The organism is Corallincola luteus (assembly GCF_004336975.1).
GTDB classification, from domain to species: domain Bacteria; phylum Pseudomonadota; class Gammaproteobacteria; order Enterobacterales; family Neiellaceae; genus Corallincola; species Corallincola holothuriorum.
In genome coordinates this window covers 31,497-49,888 of sequence record NZ_SJXE01000011.1, presented here as the reverse complement: position 1 = coordinate 49,888, position 18,392 = coordinate 31,497, and the positions used below count along the sequence as shown (strand labels likewise).

Here is an 18,392-nt window from a genome sequence, read left to right as displayed (position 1 = left end):
AATGACTGAATTTTGGTTTAAAGTCGCCAATGTATTCAACCTGCTGGTTGCGAACATATTTGCCATCTTAGCATTGCCATTTGCGTTACTTTTTCTGTTTGTAGGTGTTAAAGGACTACTAACTTCTGCTATTGCAATAATTGATAAAGTAGAGGTTGAAGGGAGTTTTTCAGCCGGTGCTGTATATGGTGGTGTCGTTACCGGACCACTTATGGTTTTGCTTGCACTTTGGTTATTTAGACTATCGTTTCGGATTTTTAAAAGGAACTTCAAAAAGGGGCCATACAAGTCAATTGATTATGGCTAGTCTTAACAAAAAGTCTTTCCTCAGCCCCCTAAATACAACACTTCGCGGCAGGACCTTGGACTCGCAAGCTCACCGTAAAACGAAGGCGTTAGGCATAAGAACATGAATCTACCAAGTCTTTTAAATCTTTCATTAAAGTCAGACGAGTTAATCGAGTTATTTGAACTTTATGAAGTTGAAGTGGTTTACGCTTATGATCGATTGTATGAAGGGACAGAAGATAAATACTATGGTTCAATCTATGATTTAGGGCTTGAGTTTTCATTTGATCATGAGCAAATTCTTAAGACAATATTTGTTTTTATGAATACTACAGAAGAATATCAGGCTGCAAGTCTTTCAAAATTAGGCATTGATGAATTCTCAGACAAGCCGTCTCTGCTAGAGCATGTGAAATTAAACAACCTTGAATTCCAAGAGGGTGAGGCAGAATTCCTAGGCGAGTATAGAAAGTGGGTTAAAGTTATATTCGATGGTCATTCAATACACTATGAATATCTTAAGAGTGGTTTGTCTCAGGTTACTTTTCAAGCTTAAATGCCTAACTAGTTTAGGCAGCAATCGCTGTAGTTGCTCCGTTCTAGTAGACACCAAAGTCAAACAAGCCAGTTTTTGATCTGAGTTTCATATTATTCGGTGCGCTTTGCTAAGTCGCTTATTTTTAACACTAAAAGGAATTAACATGAAACTTAAAGCAGCATTCATTTTTGTCGCACCGGAAGCCGATCGTAAAACCCATCGTTCCAGTATTGACACGCCAGCGGTTGAACTCATTAGTGTTGGGGTGAAAGACTACGCAGACGCTGAGGTATTAGCAAAGGAGTTGGTTTTAGAAGGCGTTGCTGCGATTGAATTATGTGGTGGTTTTGGCAGTGATGGCGTCGCCCGAGTGAGTCAGGCGGTAGAGGGGAGGGCTGCTGTTGGTGTCGTTCGGTTTGATAATCACCCAGGCCTTGATTACCAAAGTGGTGATGCAATTTTTCAGTAGGATGTTTTAACTCTTTGTAATGTAAACGGGATGATTTTCTCGCAAGCGCGCAGAGACACCTGCGGTGTGTTTTTGCGTACGCCTTAATTTCCAGTGCTGTTAGGTTTTAGTGATATGGTCGAGTACGTCAGAATTGCTTTTTTGGTTGTAGGTTCAATTCCTTTGCTTGTGTATCCCTTTGTCGCTATCGCCAGCCTGATGGGGTTGGGTAGCCAATCCACGATCGATATCCCCCTATTTAACAGAATAATGAACCTGTTTTTCTTATGGGGAACGCTGACATATCCGGTCGTTCTTTTGCTCTGTTTTTGGTTGAGTGGAAAAGTGCAAGCTCATGGTGTGTACGTTGCTTGTTTTCCCTTACTGTTTTTGTTTTTGCTCTGGGTGAGTTTTCATTTTATGGATGCGCCTTAGGTTCAAAAGATAACGTGGGTGATTTTAGGTGCTGGAGGCTATCTCTACCTTAATACGCTGTTCAGTGAGTGTTGGAATGCTATAAGGCAGGAATTGGTGCGATTACGTTGCCGGTCGATGTGCTTGAGCAGATGATCAGCCATCCTGGCAGTCAATCGGCATGTATGCAGTTTGATCAAGACTGGCGTGGGGCATTTGGTAGCAAACTCTCGTTTCAAGCGTAATAACCCGCGTTTAAGCATCATCATGTGCTGGAAAACACATTGCATGCGTTAAGTAAGTTGAAAGCACTGTTTCGGGTTGGATTGCTCGGGCATTGTGCTTTACTCACTGTGGCGGGTTCGCTTCGCTGTTGATGTCATCTATTTAGGAGCACAAGAGGTTGTTATGGCGCAAATTTGGCTCCGAGACGTCTTGTCGTCTGATATGGATACGTTATTTGAACAACAGAATGAACCGAAAGCCTGCGAAGTGGCCCAGTTTGTTCCGCGAAGCCGTGAGGCGTTTTTATCTCATTGGCAAAGTAACGTGTTATCGAATACGTGTGCCACAGTGAAAACCGTTATGGTACTAGATGCAACGGATGTGGCGAGGGGAGATAAGGGACGCGTGGCGGGCAGTGTCGTGTGTTGGTTGCAGCAGGAACAGTGGAAAATAGGCTATTGGTTGGGCTGTGATTTTTGGCAGCGAGGAATAGCGACACAGGCGCTGTCGTTGTTCCTAGATGTCGTGATTGAGAGACCCTTGTATGCCAATGTGACAAAAAGCAATATTGGTTCGTTACGGGTGTTGGCGAAGAATGGTTTTATAGTTGAACGGGAACAGCGCTTTTTCTGCCCCGGATTAAATCAGCAGATAGAAGAGCTGGTGTTATGTTTGCCTGCTACCGGTTCCGCGTGAATAGTGTCCCCCGCGAGAGAGCGTCGCACTCTGTGTGAGCCAATTCTAGCAATGACCATACCTTATAAAAGAACACAGCCTAATAAGGCGCGGCGACTAAATAGAACAGACAGTCACTTTGCGCTATGCGGATATTGGTGGTGATCATAAACAGCTTTAGTGGCTGTTTAGGCGTTAATTCACCTGCTCGGTTTTCAAAATAATCGTTGGTTAAGTCGATGCCCTGACCGTCGAGCACTTTGATGGCTCTGGTATCATTTCCTTGTAGCCAAGCTAAACATGTGCCGGGCAGTACACGACCAAAGTTGTGATGTTCGATATTGCCCGGAAGCGTAATATCCGCGCCACTGACCGCCTGTTCAGCGACTGCCAAGCTCATTTGTGGGGTGATGATGACACGGCATGGATGATGCAACAGTTCCACATCCCAGTCTTGACGGCTGTACTCCCTCACATTGGCTGCGCAAATAAACTTCTCTAATCCTTCTAATGCCACTTGGCGAGACTCGGGATCGATGGCACCGCCACATTCAATGGTGACGATGGGCATCTGAGTGGAAGTCTTCTCCATTAACGCACCCAGCCTGACGTCGGTGACGATCATACGTTGGCAAAATAGAGAGGCGATGGCTTGGTGTATGGCGCAATCTTCGACCGACACGGCAAATGCCGGTCCTGAGCCCGAAGTGTTGTGTAGATCGACGACCGCTTCGGGTTGTAACTCTGTAAGTACCTGCCAGATCTCGCTTGCTAGCTGACCTGGAAAATCGTCGGTGGGCCCGTTAAAACAGCGATTAAGATCGCGGTGCTGAGGCAAATGGCGGTGGCTAAAGTAAGGCCGGGTTAGCGCCGTATTGATGACGGCGATAAACAGGTGACAGGTGACAGGAGGGGATAGGGCGCGCTGTAGTAACTGAAACAAAGCTTCGACGCCTGACGGTTCGTTGCCGTGCAGTAAGGTGACGACGGCGCGCGAGCGGGTGATGTCTTCGCCTTCTATGGTGAGCCATGTCGGGCCTCCGCATTGCTGGAGGAACTCGATGACGGAATGCCCTGTCGTGGCTTTATCTAAGCGTTGCCCATAGGGAATGATGTAGCGGGATAACAGCGGAGAGTATGTGTCGTTTGATGGGCGGATAGGCGCGCTCATAATTCGCTGCTCCATTGGGCTACGGGGGTGCCTATTTGTTGCTGTTCGTAATATCGCCATAGCATTTGATGTAGGGCATCGTGGCGGGAAAGGCTTTGTTCCAGCTGGCTTAGTATCTTGAGTTGCCAGATGGCACCGTTTTGTTGGTGGGTTAGTCGCATCCTGATGGGATCAAGGTAGAGTGCTATTTCAGCTGCGGTGATCCCGAGTGTGGCTAATCCGCGCTCTGCAACGGGGAGCATTTTTGTCGCTAACGTTGTTAGAGGGGTCTCTTGCAACTGCCCATGTGGGCCAGACGGCCATACCAGTTGTGCGTCTAACCCGTGCTGAGCGGACCGGTAAAAATTGTAGCGCGCATGCTCAAAAGGTAAGGCAACCAAGTGGTCTTCGAGCTGATCCTGCAGGCCGACCGCCATGCCGATGCAAAATGCGGCGTTGGCCATCATATCTAAGGGGGTAGGGCCCGCGGGTAGAGCCCTTAGTTCGATCCTTAGGTGGCCTTCGGCAACGGGATCGTAGACCGGACGGTTCCAATTCCAGACCGTGCCTTGGTGTAGCCGCAGGCTACTTAAAGCGGGCGTTTTACCTTGTTGGATGTCAGTCAACGGTGTTTCATGGTAGTCAACCGGCATCATCACGGGGAATTGACGTGCGCTGGAGGAAAACAGTTCCAGTGGACTTTTGCGTGCCCAACCACAACCGAAACCCACACGGGCGGGTGGGCGCCAATGATTTGAATGTCTGTCTCGGTAGTCGATCGACTGTTTAAACAGCGTGATCCTGGTTTCGTGCCACAGCCGATGGCCGAGCAGAGTCGGTGAGTTGGCTGCTAAACCAAGCGCGATCGGTGTAACTAACTGTATGGCGTTGTAGTGATCGACAAACTCTTTAGGATTTACTCTCAGATGAACCTGAAATGATGTGTTTGCACCTTCCAGAGTTAAAAAATCGGTGTGTAATTTGAGCGGCTCTGCGCCATCGATGTGGATATAAAACGGATCTTGTTTTAGCTCATCCAGTCTTTGGGATAGGGCGTGATAACGAGGTTCGTCGGTCATGTTGGCTAAGCCGAAATCGCTTTGCCTTAATGTGGGAAGAATGCCAATGGCGAGAATGCGTGTATCGGTTGGCGCAGCAATATGACGAAGTTCAGCCAGCTTTTCGTTTAGCTGACGGTGAATTGCGGTAAAAGGTGTGCCCGCAGCGGGTACCGGGGATAGATTGTATTCCAGGTTGAAGCGGTTAAGTTCTAATGTGAGTAATGGATCGTTCGCCAGTTTTTGGAAGTGTTTGTTGAATGGTTGAGGGTGGCCGCAGTGATCGACCAAGTACAACTCAAGCTCTGCTCCCAGAGAGCAGGGGCCAACGCCGAAATCTGGTTTATCTAATAAGCATGCTAGTGCTTCAATGTCCTGTTCAAGGCATTGTGCAAAGCGCTCAAAATCAGCCGCACAGAAATGATGCTTATCAACGGCTTGTCCCATAGAGCCTGCGATAAAAAATCAAGGATAAACTCAGTGTATGTCAGCGGGCGGTGGTTGCCCGAAAGAGTGCGAAATATTTGACCCGCTTCATTTTTCGGCCTGCCGGATCGGCCTGACAAACCGTCATTAGGATGTTGAGTCCGATTTTTTTATCGGAGCAACGGTGTTTGTTTTTGCTGCGGGAGGTGCATTACGCGTCGTGCGGGGGCTTTCTTTCCCTGTGCCCGCGTCTGTATCTGCTTCTATCTCGGCTTCGGTTGGGAGCGGATGGCTACTGTGCAACTGCACTTCATTTCTATGCAGCGCGGCATAGAGCTCGTCTATGTCGGCATCCATCAACTCCCGAGACTGCCAGCTCTTGCTTGTGCCTAACCCCAACCAGGCATTGCGGTATTTGGCTTTGGCTTCATAAAGCAGACGATCGGAGAGCATGATTGCGGGCTCAATCATCGCTTCATCTGGTTCTTGTTCGGCGAGAGGGAACGGTGCAAAGCCCAGAGAGCAGGTGATGCTGATGGGCTGATTGTCAGCGACGATAAAGCTATGTCGGGCGACGACTCGGCGTATCTTTTCCGCCAGTTGTGCTGCGCCATACTCATCTATTTGCTGGGCAACCAAGAGAAACTCTTCTCCGCCCATTCGTACCAGCTGGTCACTGTCACGCAGCAGCTTAGTACAGAGGCGGCTGAACTGCACCAGTACCTCGTCTCCGGCGGAGTGGCCGTGCTTATCATTGACCTCCTTGAAAAAGTCGAGGTCAATCATAAAGAAGTAGATGTCAGCACTTGAGTAGATCGATGAGCGGCGTTGAAACCAGCGGCGGCGCATGATCGGTATCTGGATCGAGAGCCAGTGCTGCAGAAAACGGCGATTACCAAGTTTGGTTAGGGGATCGTGCTCACTCTGATCTTCATAGGCTTTGGCGAGCCGTCGGCTTTGGTAAACCAGCGCACTGATCAGGCAGAGCAAAATGCATAACACAGCGATGGTCGCTTGCAGGCTTTTCTTTTGCCAATCTTGCTGAGCAAGGGCGAGCTCTGCTTGCAGTTTGCCTGATTTAAGTTGCGCTAGTTGTTCCGATTGTACTGACAGTTGGTGTTCTGCTCTGAGTAATTGCAAATTTGTATTCTGATTTTGTTGCGCCAGTTGGTTGGTGTAGTTATCCGCTGTCTTATGGGCAAAAAAGGCGTCTTTGAATCTGTTTTGTTGCTGATAGATATCGGTCAGGAGCTGGTAGCTTTGACTGGCTTCCTCAAGCAGCTCGAGCTGTTCTGCCAGTGCCGCTGCTGATTGTGCAAAGGTTTGGGCGGAAGTTAAACGCCCTAACAGTAAGCGGCTTCTGGCTTTTAATAGATCGGTTTTTAACTGCAGTGTCGGCGGTGCATTTTTCAGAGTGTCGTTGTTGGCGCGTTTGAGAAAACTCTCCGCTTGTTTCGGTTGGTTGCGTAGCAGCCAGCTTTCGGCAATGGCAAGTAAGGATTCAAGCTGAGCGTTGCGTTGATCCTCGGCCTGATATAGCGACAGTGCCTGACGAAAGTGTTGCTGCGCCTTTTGGTACTGTTCATGGTCGAGCGCCAGTTCACCGCTCTCCATTAACACGTTAGCAATACCGTTACTATTATTCAGCTGTTGATAACCACTCTTGGCCGAATCTAGGTGGCTTTGAGCAAGATCTTTACGTTTCAGCAGGCGTTGCAGTTTTGCCAAATTTAGATGGCTACGTGCGACAGCATCTTTCTCCTGATGACGTTGCCAAATAGCGTGGGTCTTTAACGCTGTGTCCAAAGCTTCATGGTATTTGCCTTGTGTTTGATACACCTCGGAAATATAGCCAAGCGGATAAACGGCAGCCAATTCGTTGTTTGCTTTGGCAAAACTGGCTAGTGCATTATTAAAGCGGTTTAATGCGTTGTTGAACTGCGCGTTGTCTTTGTAAATTAACCCTAAGTTCACCTCGGTGACACCGGTGCGCCAGGGATCATTCAGTTGGTAGCTATAATTGAGCGCCTTGTATAGGTTGTCGAGCGCAAGCACTGGCTCGCCAAGACTACGGTAGACACTGCCCAGGTTTGAGTGGGCACTGACCTGCCTGTCCAGATACTTATGTTGGTCGGCGATCGCCAGTGTTTTGTGAAAATAGACTTCTGCTTGCTCAAAGCGTCCTTGGCGAAAGGCCAATGCCCCTTCGAGGTTAATTGCTTCGACACGTAATCGAGGCAGGTTGTGTTGTTCAGCGACCATTAACGCTTGTTCGGTTAACAGCGCACTTCTTGGATATTGCCCCTGCAGCATATATGCCCACGCAACAGCGACTTTGACGTTGGCGGCGTCTACTGCGGACAGCGGAGTATCGAGTAGCAGGTTACCCTGTTGTATGGTCGCGGTGGGGTCGCGACGGGCTAACTCTTTTAGTTCGGTGAGGCTAATGGGCGTGCCTGTAGACATCCCCGTCACTGGCGAAGAAGACGGTTCATCCGCCAGACTGGGTTGACCCCAAAGCATAAACATCGTCAAAAGCAGTGCTAGCTTTGCCCGAGAATTCACCCTGTGCTCCCATTACGTTGGCTTGCTTCCATGCGGACGCCTCACTGTGAGTTGATCTTGTAATGTTAGCAAGATGTTGCGCTTTGTACAGGAGCTGCTTAAATACTTTCTGCGGCGGCTGAAGGGGTTACGGTGCAACCCCGCCGTTTACCTGTTCTTACCATGGTCGACGGCGTGCCTAGCGCTGTCAGATTGTTTTGCTTGGCGCTTGAGTTGTCGCCAGATAAAACGCTTGGCACTTAGGCTATTTGATTGGCTCAGGGGTAATGGCTCTGGTTCGCTCACAAGCTGGGCAACGAGTTGCTCGGCACATAGCCAGGCAGACGTTAGGCCGCGAGAGCCAAGCCCGGTAAGTGTCCACAGCATAGGTGCCCCAGGTAAAGACTGCGGGCCATCACTGAGGGTGACTTCTGCTAATGTCGTCTGAACCGGCACCGGACCAACCAGCGGCAGATGATCAGGTGAAGCGCAGCGAAAGCCCACTTTTCCCTGTTGGCTCATCGATAAGGTTTGTGTCCACGGCGCAGGCGCCAAACAGCGCTGTAGCTTGTCTATGTTTTCTGCAGCTTCAGTTGGACTTAGTTCGGTGTCGAGGTTGCCCCGTTTAAAGCTAGAGCCAATACAGTGTTCACCGGCCACCGCAGGGGTCATGTAGCCTTCATAGCAAAGGACGCGTTTTAATGGTTGCGATGTTGTGGTGGCGGGCATGTGACTGACCTGACCACGGATAGGCGTTAAGGGTAGGGAGCCTAATGGGCCTAGCTGGCTTTGATGACCTGCACAGACAATCAATGGCGTATGGTTTAGTGCATAACTGCTGGTTTTTGCCGTGTTGTCGGCAGACAACAGGGTGAGCTGCCAGCCTTGTTTGCTTGCAGATATGTCTTCAACTCTGGCATGAACAGTTTCCAACAGGCCTGTTTGTTCCGCCCAACGGAATAGCGCCTGACAAAGTTCAGCAGGGGAGACCCAGCCTGCATTTGGATAAAACAGTGCGGCATGGGGCAGAGTTACTCCAGCTAATTCGGAGGCCTGGTTGGCATCTACCGAGTGCATCAGTGCGGGAGGGTATAGCGCACTGGCCAGCAGCTTTTGTTGGCGTTGTTGACTGCGCTCATTGAAAGCAAGCTGCAAGACGCCGTTGAGCTGTAAATTCAGTTCAGCACCTTGCGCCTTCGCATGTTCGGCGAGCTGTTGGGTTTGCTGGACGGCAAATAGCGACGCAGGGGTAAAAAATTGGCTGATAGCATCGAGTTCAACATGTAGCAGTGGATAGATAGCCCCTTGACGGTTGCCCGATGCCTGCGAGCCTGGTGTTTCGTCTTGGCTGATCACTTTGCAGTTGATGCCGCGCTTGGTTAGGGAGTAAACCAGTGTCGCTGCCGCGATGCCATTACCTATGATGGTGACCGGTTGGCTGCTATTCGGTGCGGTTGAGGCCGTTATGCTGTCATCGTGAGACTGGTATTTGCCTGCCAGCATCTCCCGTTTACGGCCAAATCCTTTTACTTTCCACATCTCGAAACCGGCGGCGATCAGCGAGCGGCGTATCATGCCCGCGGCGGTAAATGTGGCGACGGTGGCATCGGGTGCCGACAGTCGAGCCATCTGCTGGAATAGTGTGGGTTGCCACATCTCTGGGTTTTTTGACGGGGCAAAACCGTCCAGGTACCAGGCGTTGACGATATGAGGGTGAGAGCTGGCGCTGGCATTGATCTGCGGTAGCCAGTCGTTAACATCACCCAGCCATAAATCCAGGGTGACGCGCCCATGGTCGAAGGTCAGGCGGTGGCAGCCAGCAACGGCAGGCGGATACTGGGTTAAAAGTGGCGCGATATAGTGTTGCAGCTGTGGCCAAACGCTGAGTGCTTTGGCTAAATCCTCAGGCTGTAATGGATACTTCTCAAATGAGATGAAGTGCAGGCGTTGGCTGTGTGGCTTATCGTTTGCGGCGTCACGGGAGCGTTCGAATTCGCTCCAGGTGAGCAAAAAATTCAGGCCGGTGCCAAACCCCGTTTCGGCGACGACAAACAACGGGGTGTCACTGTTTTGCCAGCGTTCTGGAAGACGATTTTGCGCCATAAACACATAGGCGCTCTCCTCCAGTCCTGAGGCTCTGGAGAAGTAGACATCATCAAACTCAGTGGCCACCGGGGTGGTGGGATCAGACCAATCAAGTTGTGCATGACTGAGGTTGAACTTTTGTGCCATTGAAAAAAAGCTCCATTACGCGACAAGACGCGCTATTCTACTGCATTGTAAGTAGGAAGGTAGTGTTTGGTGCCGCTGAAAGCCGACCAGTTTGATGGTGCTTTGCGGCTATTATCCCCGGTTGGATTAAGAATCAAGGTTGTGGCAATGAAACGAGCGGTAATCACAGGTATCGGTATTGTTTCCAGTATCGGAAATAATGCAGAAGAGGTTTTGGCATCACTAAAGGCTGGACGCTCTGGTATCACTAAGGCCGAATCCTTTGCTGAAATGGGCATGCGTAGTCAGGTTTGGGGTGATGTGAAACTCGATCCCAGTGAACATATTGACCGTAAGGCGATGCGCTTTATGGGCAACGCAGCAGCGTACGCATATATTGCAATGGATCAGGCGATCGCAGATTCAGGCTTGGATGAAGCACAAGTTTCCAATCCTCGCACCGGCCTCGTGGCTGGTTCTGGCGGCGCAAGTTCCGAGAATCAGGTTGCTGCGGCTGATATTTTGCGCGAAAAAGGTGTTCGTCGTGTCGGGCCTTACATGGTACCACGTACCATGGGCAGTACGACTTCCGCTTGTTTGGCGACACCGTTCAAGATCAAAGGTGTTAACTACTCGATGAGTTCAGCTTGTGCTACCTCTGCACACTGTATCGGCCACGCTTTAGAGCTTATTCAGTTGGGTAAGCAAGATGTTGTATTTGCTGGTGGTGGTGAAGAAGTTCATTGGTCTCTGGCTGTGCAGTTCGATGGCATGGGCGCGTTATCTACCAAGTACAACGATACGCCAGAATTAGCATCACGTACGTATGATACCAGCCGCGATGGTTTTGTTATCTCCGGTGGCGGCGGCATGGTTGTGGTTGAAGAACTCGAACATGCTTTGGCCCGTGGCGCAAAAATTTATGGTGAAGTTGTAGGTTATGGCGCAACCTCTGACGGCTACGATATGGTGGCTCCGTCAGGCGAGGGTGCTGTACGTTGTATGCGTCAGGCGATGGATACTGTTGATGCCCCAATCGACTATTTGAATACCCATGGCACCAGCACGCCGGTTGGTGATGTGAAAGAGCTGGGCGCGATTAAAGAAGTGTTTGGTGACAATGCGCCAGCCTTGAGTGCCAGTAAGTCGATGACTGGGCATGCTCTGGGTGCGGCGGGTGTTCACGAGGCGGTCTATTCACTATTGATGATGGACAATGGCTTTATCGCGCCATCAATCAATATTGATGAGCTTGATCCAGAAGCCGCAGGTTTACCCGTGGTGACTGAAGCCCGTGATGCTGAGCTTAAGACTGTGATGTCAAACAGCTTTGGTTTTGGCGGTACAAACGCCACCTTGGTATTCAGCAAGTACGAAGCTTAACTGCAGATTAGCTATCGCAGTATTGAAAGGGCCTAAGGGCCCTTTTTTACGTTTAGGCGGTGTATTATTTAGTTGATTTGAATATTAAAAAGCCAATTAGACTAAGCTATTGTCTAATCCCTTGCTCGCTAACTGGACAGCCTTGAAAGTGCAGATTAGAGTGCCAGCTCTCAAAGCCTATTGATGTGAGTGTGAGATGCGAATTCTTGTTGATGAAAATATGCCCTATGCGCGCCAGCTATTCAGCGAATTTGGTCAGGTTGAAGCAATCTCTGGGCGTGACCTGACGCCATCAAAATTAAAAAATGTTGATGGTTTGATGATCCGCTCCGTCACCAAGGTCAATGAAGCATTGCTAACAGAAGCAAATAAACTCTCGTTTGTTGGCTCGGCCACCATAGGTACAGATCATGTCGATAAGTCATTGTTGATGAGTCGAGATATCAGTTTTGTCAACGCACCAGGCTGCAATGCGCACTCGGTGGCTGATTACCTAATCAGTGCCTTATTTGTTTTGGCGCAGCAACACCAGTTTAATCTGCGCGATAAAACGGTGGCGATTATTGGGGTTGGAAATATTGGGACTCGCGTGATCGATAAATGTGAGGCGCTTGGGATCAACTATCTGCTTTGTGATCCGTTTAAAGCCCCTGCAGATGCGTTTCGCCAATATGTATCGTTGGAAGAGGCGGCAAGAGCCGACATTATCACGTTTCATGTGCCATTGACCCGTGATGGTCAATATCCAACCTTCCATATGGTTGATGAAGCTTTCCTATCAGCACTTAACCCTGGCACTGTGTTGGTCAATGCCAGTCGTGGTGAAGTTATTGACAATAAGGCGCTGTACCGCGTGTTATCCCAAGGCAAACAACTGCCCACTGTACTCGATGTGTGGGAGAACGAGCCCCATGTGATGGCAGAGCTATTGCCGTTAGTGGAGTTGGCCACAGCACATATCGCTGGTTACTCGCTGGAAGGGAAAGCGCGGGGTACAGAGATGATTTATCAAGCGTTTGCGGATCATTGTGGACGCAGAGTCAGTCAGCATCTTGAGGATTTTCTGCCACACCCAGAAATTGCCGGTTTTAATTTGGGGCAGCCACCCACACCAGAGATCGTACAACGTTTGGTTCATGCGGTCTATGATGTGCGCCGAGATGACAAGCTGTTCCGAGAGCATGCATTGGCGGGTAAGGGGTTTGATTGGTTACGGCGTTTTTATCCTGAACGCCGTGAATTATCATCGGCGGTCATCACAGGTAATCCGTCCGTAACTTCACTGCAGCTAGCGCCACTGTATCAGTTAGGTTTCTCCCGCCCAGACTAGGGGAATATCGCGATTTTTAATGGCTGAGTTGGTAGAAAACGCAGCTTCAGTTATGTAGTGCGCATTGACTAGCAAGGCGCGCAAAACGCTTCGCTTAGCTGTTTTTGCTGCCGGTCAACGTGATTGGTCAGCTAAATGCTTGACGCTCCCCACATTAATCGCCTTACTCATTGATAGATAATGGCCAAACACTATCTTATAGTCAGGCCATCTTAAGTTTTTGTTACTTTGGGATAACCTCAAGTTAACAACAAGATGTGCCGAAAGCCTTAGTATGGCCGATTACCAGATCAGGACTGTTGTATGAAATTTATGCCGCGCGTATTGCTGACTTCGCTAATGATTGGCTCAGCGTTTTCTTGTGTTTCGCTGGGATATGCCAACACACCGTCACCCGGTGCAAGCCATGACGTAGTGCAGTTGGGTGTGATTGAAGCGCCCTTGGCGACCGATAAAGACCTATATGCTCGTGTAGAGATCAAAGGTGAGGGTGGACAAAAAGCCCCTGACCAGGCGAATGCCTATGATGTTCGCTCATTCGGCCCGGTGGTACCTGATGACACCATGTGGTCCATCGCGGTCAAAATGCGTCCCGATAGCAGTGTCTCTATCTATCAGACCATGATGGCGATCTATGATGCCAACCCATCAGCTTTCGAAGATGGTGATCTGCACAGGCTAAGAAATGGCAGTGTGCTGATGGTGCCACCAATGGATCAGATCCAGCAGCTTAGCGCGGCAGACGCTCAAGCTCGCTTTAATGACTGGGCTCAACGGGGTCCGCAAGCACAATCTGAGCAGAAACAGAAAGCCAAAGAAGCGGAAAAACTTGCTGCGTTAGAAGCGGAGAAAGCCGCGGCTGCGGCGGAGAAAGAGCGCCTGAGACAAGAGAAACTTGTACTTGAGCAGCAAGTTGAAAAAATGGAAAAGGTCGAAGACCTGCGCAGTGAAACCTTATCAACAGAGTTAGCGCAAGCTGGCGGGGCGGTTGAAACCCTGCGTGCTGAGAACGCGCGTTTACGCCTGCAACTCGAAAGTGCAAACAAAGAGTTGGCACTGCTAAAAGAGCAGGTGGGCAAAGAGGAAGTGTTGCAGCAGAAGTTAGCTGACTTGTTAGAGGCGCAAAGACAAGTGGGTGAGCTGACGCAAATTGAAGATCAAAAGTTGGCTGATCAAAGTTGGGATCAGTGGTTGATGGAGCGTCAGGGGCTACTCGCCTTGCTGACTACCATTCCAACCGTCTTGTTCATCGGCTTGCTGGCGTTCTGGTTGCTGCGTAAAAACCGCAGTGATAGCCCAGCAGAAGAGAGCACTGTGGCGACAGAGCTGCCTACAGATACGGTTGAAGCCGATACCATTGGTGCGCCAGAAGCCTTGCCTGAGGAAGAGGTTGCAGGCTTGGATGAACTGGACGCATTTGATCTCGAGGATGATGTTGAACAGTCGGTATTGGTTGACGACGATGATGACGATCTGTTGGCCGATCTTGGTGAAGCGGATGCATCGCAACTGTTCGGCGATGAAGCGGCTCATGAGATCCTCGAAGACGAGCTGGGTGATGCGATTGAACTGTCTGATGACACTGAGATTGCGCCGGAGCCTGCAAGTGAGGAGATTGACGAGGCTGAATTAGGCCTAGATGACATTGATAGCTTGCTTGCTGATTTTGACGAGGATTCGTCGGGAAAAGATGACGCTTCGACTCAGCCTGCTTCTGCTGATTCGGAGCTTGATCTGTCTGATGGCGTTGAAGAGCGTAGTGACGAAGCGGTTGATATGGTTGATACAGCCGTTGAGCAGGATGACTTAGACGCTCTGTTGGCCAGTGTCAGTGAAGAAGACGATAGCGAAGAGGCGGTTGCAGAAGAAGCTGCTGACGCGCCGGTGGATGTCGATGATATTGATGCCTTATTGGCAGAAACTGAGGCACAAGCCGGGGCAGTAGATGAGCCGGTTGAACAAGTTGCCGAGGAGTCTGAAGAGGCCAGTGCTGATGAGCTTGATATAGACGAACTGTTGGCTGCGACGCAGGATGATAGTGCTGCCGCGGAACCCGTCGAGACAGAAGTTAGCGATGAACAAGCCGCTGTCGATACTGATGATATTGATGCTCTACTTGCCTCTGCTAGCGAAGATGAGGTGGCGGAAAGCGCCGAAGAGGTTGAAGAAGTTGAGGAGCAGATTGTCGATGATTTAGATGTCGATGCTGACCTTGATGATATTGATGCATTGTTAGCCGCCACTGGTGAAGGTGAGCCTGAGAGTGATGTTGCAGAGCTTGTTGCCGAAGAGGCTGCAGAGCAAGAGCCTGATCAGGCTGATGATCTAGATGCATTGTTAGCTGCAGCTGATGAGGCTGAACCTGAGGCTGACGTTGTCGAGCCTGCAGCTGAAGAGACAGCAGAGCAAGAGACAGCAGAGCAAGAGATGGGGCTGGCAGGTGATGGCGATGATCTAGATGCTTTGTTAGCTGCAGCTGATGTGGCTGAACCTGAGAGTGACGTTGTCGAGCCTGCAGCTGAAGAGACTGCAGAGCAAGAGATCGATCTGGCAGATGATGGCGATGATCTGGATGCTTTGTTAGCCGCAGCAACGGAAGAGGAATCAGGCCAAGATCTCGAAGTAGAAGAGGCGCCTCTCGAAAGCGATACGCTTGCTGAGGTCGATGATTTAGATGCTTTACTGGCTGAAGCGGCCGAGCCCGTCAGTGTCGATGATGCGTTGGAAGCGCTTGCGGATAGTGAAGCTCCTATTGATGACGCCGAGCTGGCGTTGGCTGATGAAGAACTTGCTACCGACACGCTGGCTGAAATTGATGACCTCGATGCGCTATTGACGGAAGCGACCGAGCAAGAGAGTAGCGATGAGGCGATCGTTGCTGATGAAACTGAAGAGGTCGAAGATGCGCTGTCACTAGTTGACGCCGCGGATGAGGCAGACCTTAGCGTTGAAGATGTCGATCTCACGGTTGATGATGAGGAACTGTCAGCAAGTGACGCTGAGTTGGCGGATTTTAACCTTGATGAATTAGCACTGGAAGATGAACCTCTTCCTGAGGATGAGATAGATCTCAGCCTTGGTGGTGACGATGAAATCCTTGCCGAAGCATTGGACGAGTCTCCGGCCGGTGAAGATCTTGAACGTCTAGATGAGGTCTCTGCTGACGAACTGCTAAATGAGTTGTCACTTGCCGATGAAACCGAGCCAGCCGCTGAAACGACAGCGCCTGCGTTGGAAGAAGCGGATGATCTGGACGCTCTATTGGCAGAAGCGGACAGTATTGATGATAGTGGCCTTTCACTGTCTCTTGATGATGCCGTGGCTGAGTTGCCAGAGGAAGAAGAGTCAGAAGCAGAGCGGGCGCCGTCTCTGGAAGAGGATCTTGGCCTTTCGTTAGCGTTGGATGATGAGCCATCACCGGCTAAAGTTGATGATAGCGAAAACCTATCTCTCGCTAGTGAAACGGAAGAGAGAACGGGTGAGCAGGCTGATGCTGAAGGGTATATCGATATCGACAGCATTATGGATACGCCAGAGCAGGAGAGCGGTAGTCCGACTGAACCTTATCATTCGGGCGGTGTAGCTAAGGCTCTGAAAGGTTTTGCTGACATAGCCCCTGATGCCCGGGAGATGGATGTTGATGACGACAATGGGTATAGCGCCAAGCTTGATTTAGCCCGAGCCTACATTGAGATCGATGATCCTGAAGGGGCAACGGTTATACTCAACGAAGTGATTGAAAAGGGCTCTGAAGATCAGAGAGTGGAAGCGCAGTTGTTACTTTCAAGATTGAATCAGTAGCGACTCGCGGAATTTGCAAAGGCCGGTATAATACCGGCCTTTTCGTTTTATCGAGACGGTGTTTTATGCGATTGGCCCTTGGCATCGAATACGATGGTGCTAAATATTCCGGCTGGCAACGCCAAAGCCACGCGTTAGGTGTGCAACAGAAGTTGGAAGAAGCGATAGGTTCGATCGCCAATGAACCTATCGAGCTGGTGTGTGCTGGACGGACGGATGCTGGGGTTCATGCAACCGGTCAGGTTGTTCACTTTGATACCAGTGCTGAGCGCGATATGGGAGCGTGGACGCTCGGGGTGAATTCGAAGCTACCCGATGATATCGCCGTGACTTGGGGCAAACTGGTCAGTGATGATTTTCACGCACGCTTTACCGCGTTTGCCCGTCGTTACCGATACATCATTTTTAATGAACGTCTGCGTCCCGGTATTTTGCGCCGCGGCGTTAGTCATTACCATATGCCACTGGATGCGGCAGCCATGCACATTGCGGCGCAATGCTTGGTTGGTGAGCATGACTTCACCTCATTTCGCGCTGTACACTGCCAGTCGAACTCTCCTATGCGTAGCCTCAGCCATATTACTGTGCAACGCCGTGGCAGCTATATTATTGTTGATGTAAAAGCTAATGCCTTTCTTCATCATATGGTGCGCAATATTGTTGGAAGTTTGATTGTGGTCGGGGAAGGTGAAGCGCCGACTACTTGGATCGCCGATGTTTTAGCGGCAAAAGATCGTTGTCAGGCAGGTGCAACGGCAAAACCTAATGGCCTCTATTTAGTTGATGTCAGCTATCCTGATGAGTGGGATTTGCCAAAAACGCCGATGGGGCCGCTGTTTTTAGCCTAATAGGGTGTTTTTTTGGGTGCGTGATGATGGGGTATGACCAGTTTTCTCTTATGTTTAGGGGGCAGGTTGTGATTAAATTGGACAGTTTTGCCGGAACCCGGTGTTTTGCAATGAATTTTGTTGAGCTAAAACTGTCATAGCAGCAGTAATAGCGGACGATACAGAGGGAAATAATGAGCTGGATTGAGAAGATTCTTCCCAAGAGCAAAAGCGGTTCGACTAAGCGTCGAAATATTCCTGAAGGGATCTGGACTAAATGTCCAGCCTGCGAACAGGTGCTTTATCGCGCGGAGTTAGAGCGCAATCAAGAGGTATGCCCTAAGTGTACCCATCACATGCGCATCCATGCTCGCCCTAGACTGGATAGTTTCCTGGATCCCGGTTCACGGGAAGAACTGGGTAGTGAACTTGAGCCGCGAGATATTCTGAGATTTAAAGACACCAAGCGATATAAAGAGCGTATTGCATCGGCGCAAAAGGCGTCGGGTGAAAAAGATGCATTAGTAGCGATGAAAGGTGAGCTGAAAGGGTTGCCAATTGTTGCAGCAGCATTCGAGTTCTCTTTCATGGGCGGCTCAATGGCGTCGGTCGTTGGTGCTCGCTTTGTAAAAGCCGTTGAGGTCTGCTTGGCTGAAAATCGTCCACTGATCTGCTTCTCAGCCAGTGGTGGCGCTCGGATGCAGGAAGCGTTGTTTTCGTTAATGCAGATGGCTAAAACCAGTGCTGCTTTGGCAAAAATGAGTGAAAAAGGCCTACCGTTTATCTCAGTCTTAACCGATCCCACGATGGGTGGTGTATCGGCGAGCTTAGCGATGTTAGGTGATTTAAATGTTGCTGAGCCGAAAGCACTGATTGGTTTTGCTGGACCACGGGTTATTGAGCAGACGGTGCGAGAGAAGTTGCCAGAGGGCTTCCAACGCAGTGAGTTTTTGGTCGAGCACGGTGCCGTCGATATGATCGTAGATCGTCGAGAGATGCGTGACACCTTGGCCCGTGTATTGGCAAAACTCAGTGATAAACCGAGCACCGAAGCGGCTGTAAGCGAGTAGTCGG

General features: G+C 50.1%; 14 protein-coding genes. 10 read left to right on the top strand and 4 right to left on the bottom strand.

The features are described from left to right. Position 1 precedes the first annotated feature (1 nt). The 5 genes from EZV61_RS16870 (at position 2) to EZV61_RS16850 (ending at position 2,609) form a co-directional block, all read left to right on the top strand. On the top strand, positions 2–307 hold the full coding sequence (locus EZV61_RS16870) for a hypothetical protein (protein WP_130567551.1): 306 nt from the start codon (positions 2–4) through the stop codon (positions 305–307). Between the two features lie 102 nt (positions 308–409). Beyond that, positions 410–844, top strand: a complete 435-nt coding sequence (locus tag EZV61_RS16865) for a hypothetical protein (RefSeq protein ID WP_131417132.1) — start codon at positions 410–412, stop codon at positions 842–844. A gap of 145 nt (positions 845–989) precedes the next feature. Beyond that, positions 990–1,295 (top strand): DUF6506 family protein, encoded by a 306-nt coding sequence (locus tag EZV61_RS16860; RefSeq protein WP_130567554.1) that lies wholly within the window; start codon positions 990–992, stop codon positions 1,293–1,295. A 485-nt stretch (positions 1,296–1,780) separates the two neighbouring features. Continuing rightward, entirely contained in the window at positions 1,781–1,933 is a 153-nt protein-coding gene (locus EZV61_RS19485; RefSeq protein ID WP_165569650.1) for a beta/alpha barrel domain-containing protein, read from the top strand. Between the two features lie 163 nt (positions 1,934–2,096). Beyond that, positions 2,097–2,609 (top strand): GNAT family N-acetyltransferase, encoded by a 513-nt coding sequence (locus tag EZV61_RS16850; protein ID WP_131417130.1) that lies wholly within the window; start codon positions 2,097–2,099, stop codon positions 2,607–2,609. A 79-nt stretch (positions 2,610–2,688) separates the two neighbouring features. On the opposite strand, the gene EZV61_RS16845 is transcribed toward EZV61_RS16850, so the two are convergent. The 4 genes from EZV61_RS16845 to mnmC all read right to left on the bottom strand — a co-directional run bounded on the left by EZV61_RS16845 (position 2,689) and on the right by mnmC (position 9,998). Beyond that, the gene (locus EZV61_RS16845) at positions 2,689–3,759 is read right to left on the bottom strand and encodes a M14 family metallopeptidase (protein ID WP_165569649.1); all 1,071 of its coding nucleotides are present in this window, start codon (positions 3,757–3,759) and stop codon (positions 2,689–2,691) included. Beyond that, on the bottom strand, positions 3,756–5,243 hold the full coding sequence (locus EZV61_RS16840; protein WP_131417126.1) for a glutamate-cysteine ligase family protein: 1,488 nt from the start codon (positions 5,241–5,243) through the stop codon (positions 3,756–3,758). The genes EZV61_RS16845 and EZV61_RS16840 overlap by 4 nt, the downstream gene beginning before the upstream one ends. Positions 5,244–5,369: 126 nt before the next feature. After that, complete coding sequence (locus EZV61_RS16835) at positions 5,370–7,787, bottom strand: diguanylate cyclase (protein WP_114339918.1); 2,418 nt, start codon at positions 7,785–7,787, stop codon at positions 5,370–5,372. Positions 7,788–7,934: 147 nt separating this feature from the next. Continuing rightward, on the bottom strand, positions 7,935–9,998 hold the full coding sequence (gene mnmC, locus EZV61_RS16830; protein WP_131417124.1) for a bifunctional tRNA (5-methylaminomethyl-2-thiouridine)(34)-methyltransferase MnmC2/FAD-dependent 5-carboxymethylaminomethyl-2-thiouridine(34) oxidoreductase MnmC1: 2,064 nt from the start codon (positions 9,996–9,998) through the stop codon (positions 7,935–7,937). Between the two features lie 147 nt (positions 9,999–10,145). On the opposite strand from mnmC, the gene fabB reads away from it, so the two are divergent. From fabB to accD, 5 genes are all read left to right on the top strand, one after another. Then, the gene (gene fabB / locus EZV61_RS16825; RefSeq protein WP_114339951.1) at positions 10,146–11,360 is read left to right on the top strand and encodes a beta-ketoacyl-ACP synthase I; all 1,215 of its coding nucleotides are present in this window, start codon (positions 10,146–10,148) and stop codon (positions 11,358–11,360) included. A gap of 196 nt (positions 11,361–11,556) precedes the next feature. Next, positions 11,557–12,690 (top strand): 4-phosphoerythronate dehydrogenase, encoded by a 1,134-nt coding sequence (locus EZV61_RS16820; protein ID WP_131417122.1) that lies wholly within the window; start codon positions 11,557–11,559, stop codon positions 12,688–12,690. Between the two features lie 303 nt (positions 12,691–12,993). Beyond that, positions 12,994–16,491: a FimV/HubP family polar landmark protein gene (locus EZV61_RS16815; protein ID WP_131417120.1), complete on the top strand. Its 3,498-nt coding sequence runs from the start codon at positions 12,994–12,996 to the stop codon at positions 16,489–16,491. 65 nt (positions 16,492–16,556) lie between these two features. Next, complete coding sequence (truA, locus tag EZV61_RS16810; protein ID WP_131417118.1) at positions 16,557–17,339, top strand: tRNA pseudouridine(38-40) synthase TruA; 783 nt, start codon at positions 16,557–16,559, stop codon at positions 17,337–17,339. 173 nt (positions 17,340–17,512) lie between these two features. Further along, entirely contained in the window at positions 17,513–18,388 is an 876-nt protein-coding gene (gene accD, locus EZV61_RS16805) for an acetyl-CoA carboxylase, carboxyltransferase subunit beta (RefSeq protein ID WP_114339923.1), read from the top strand. The last annotated feature ends 4 nt before the right edge of the window (positions 18,389–18,392 follow it).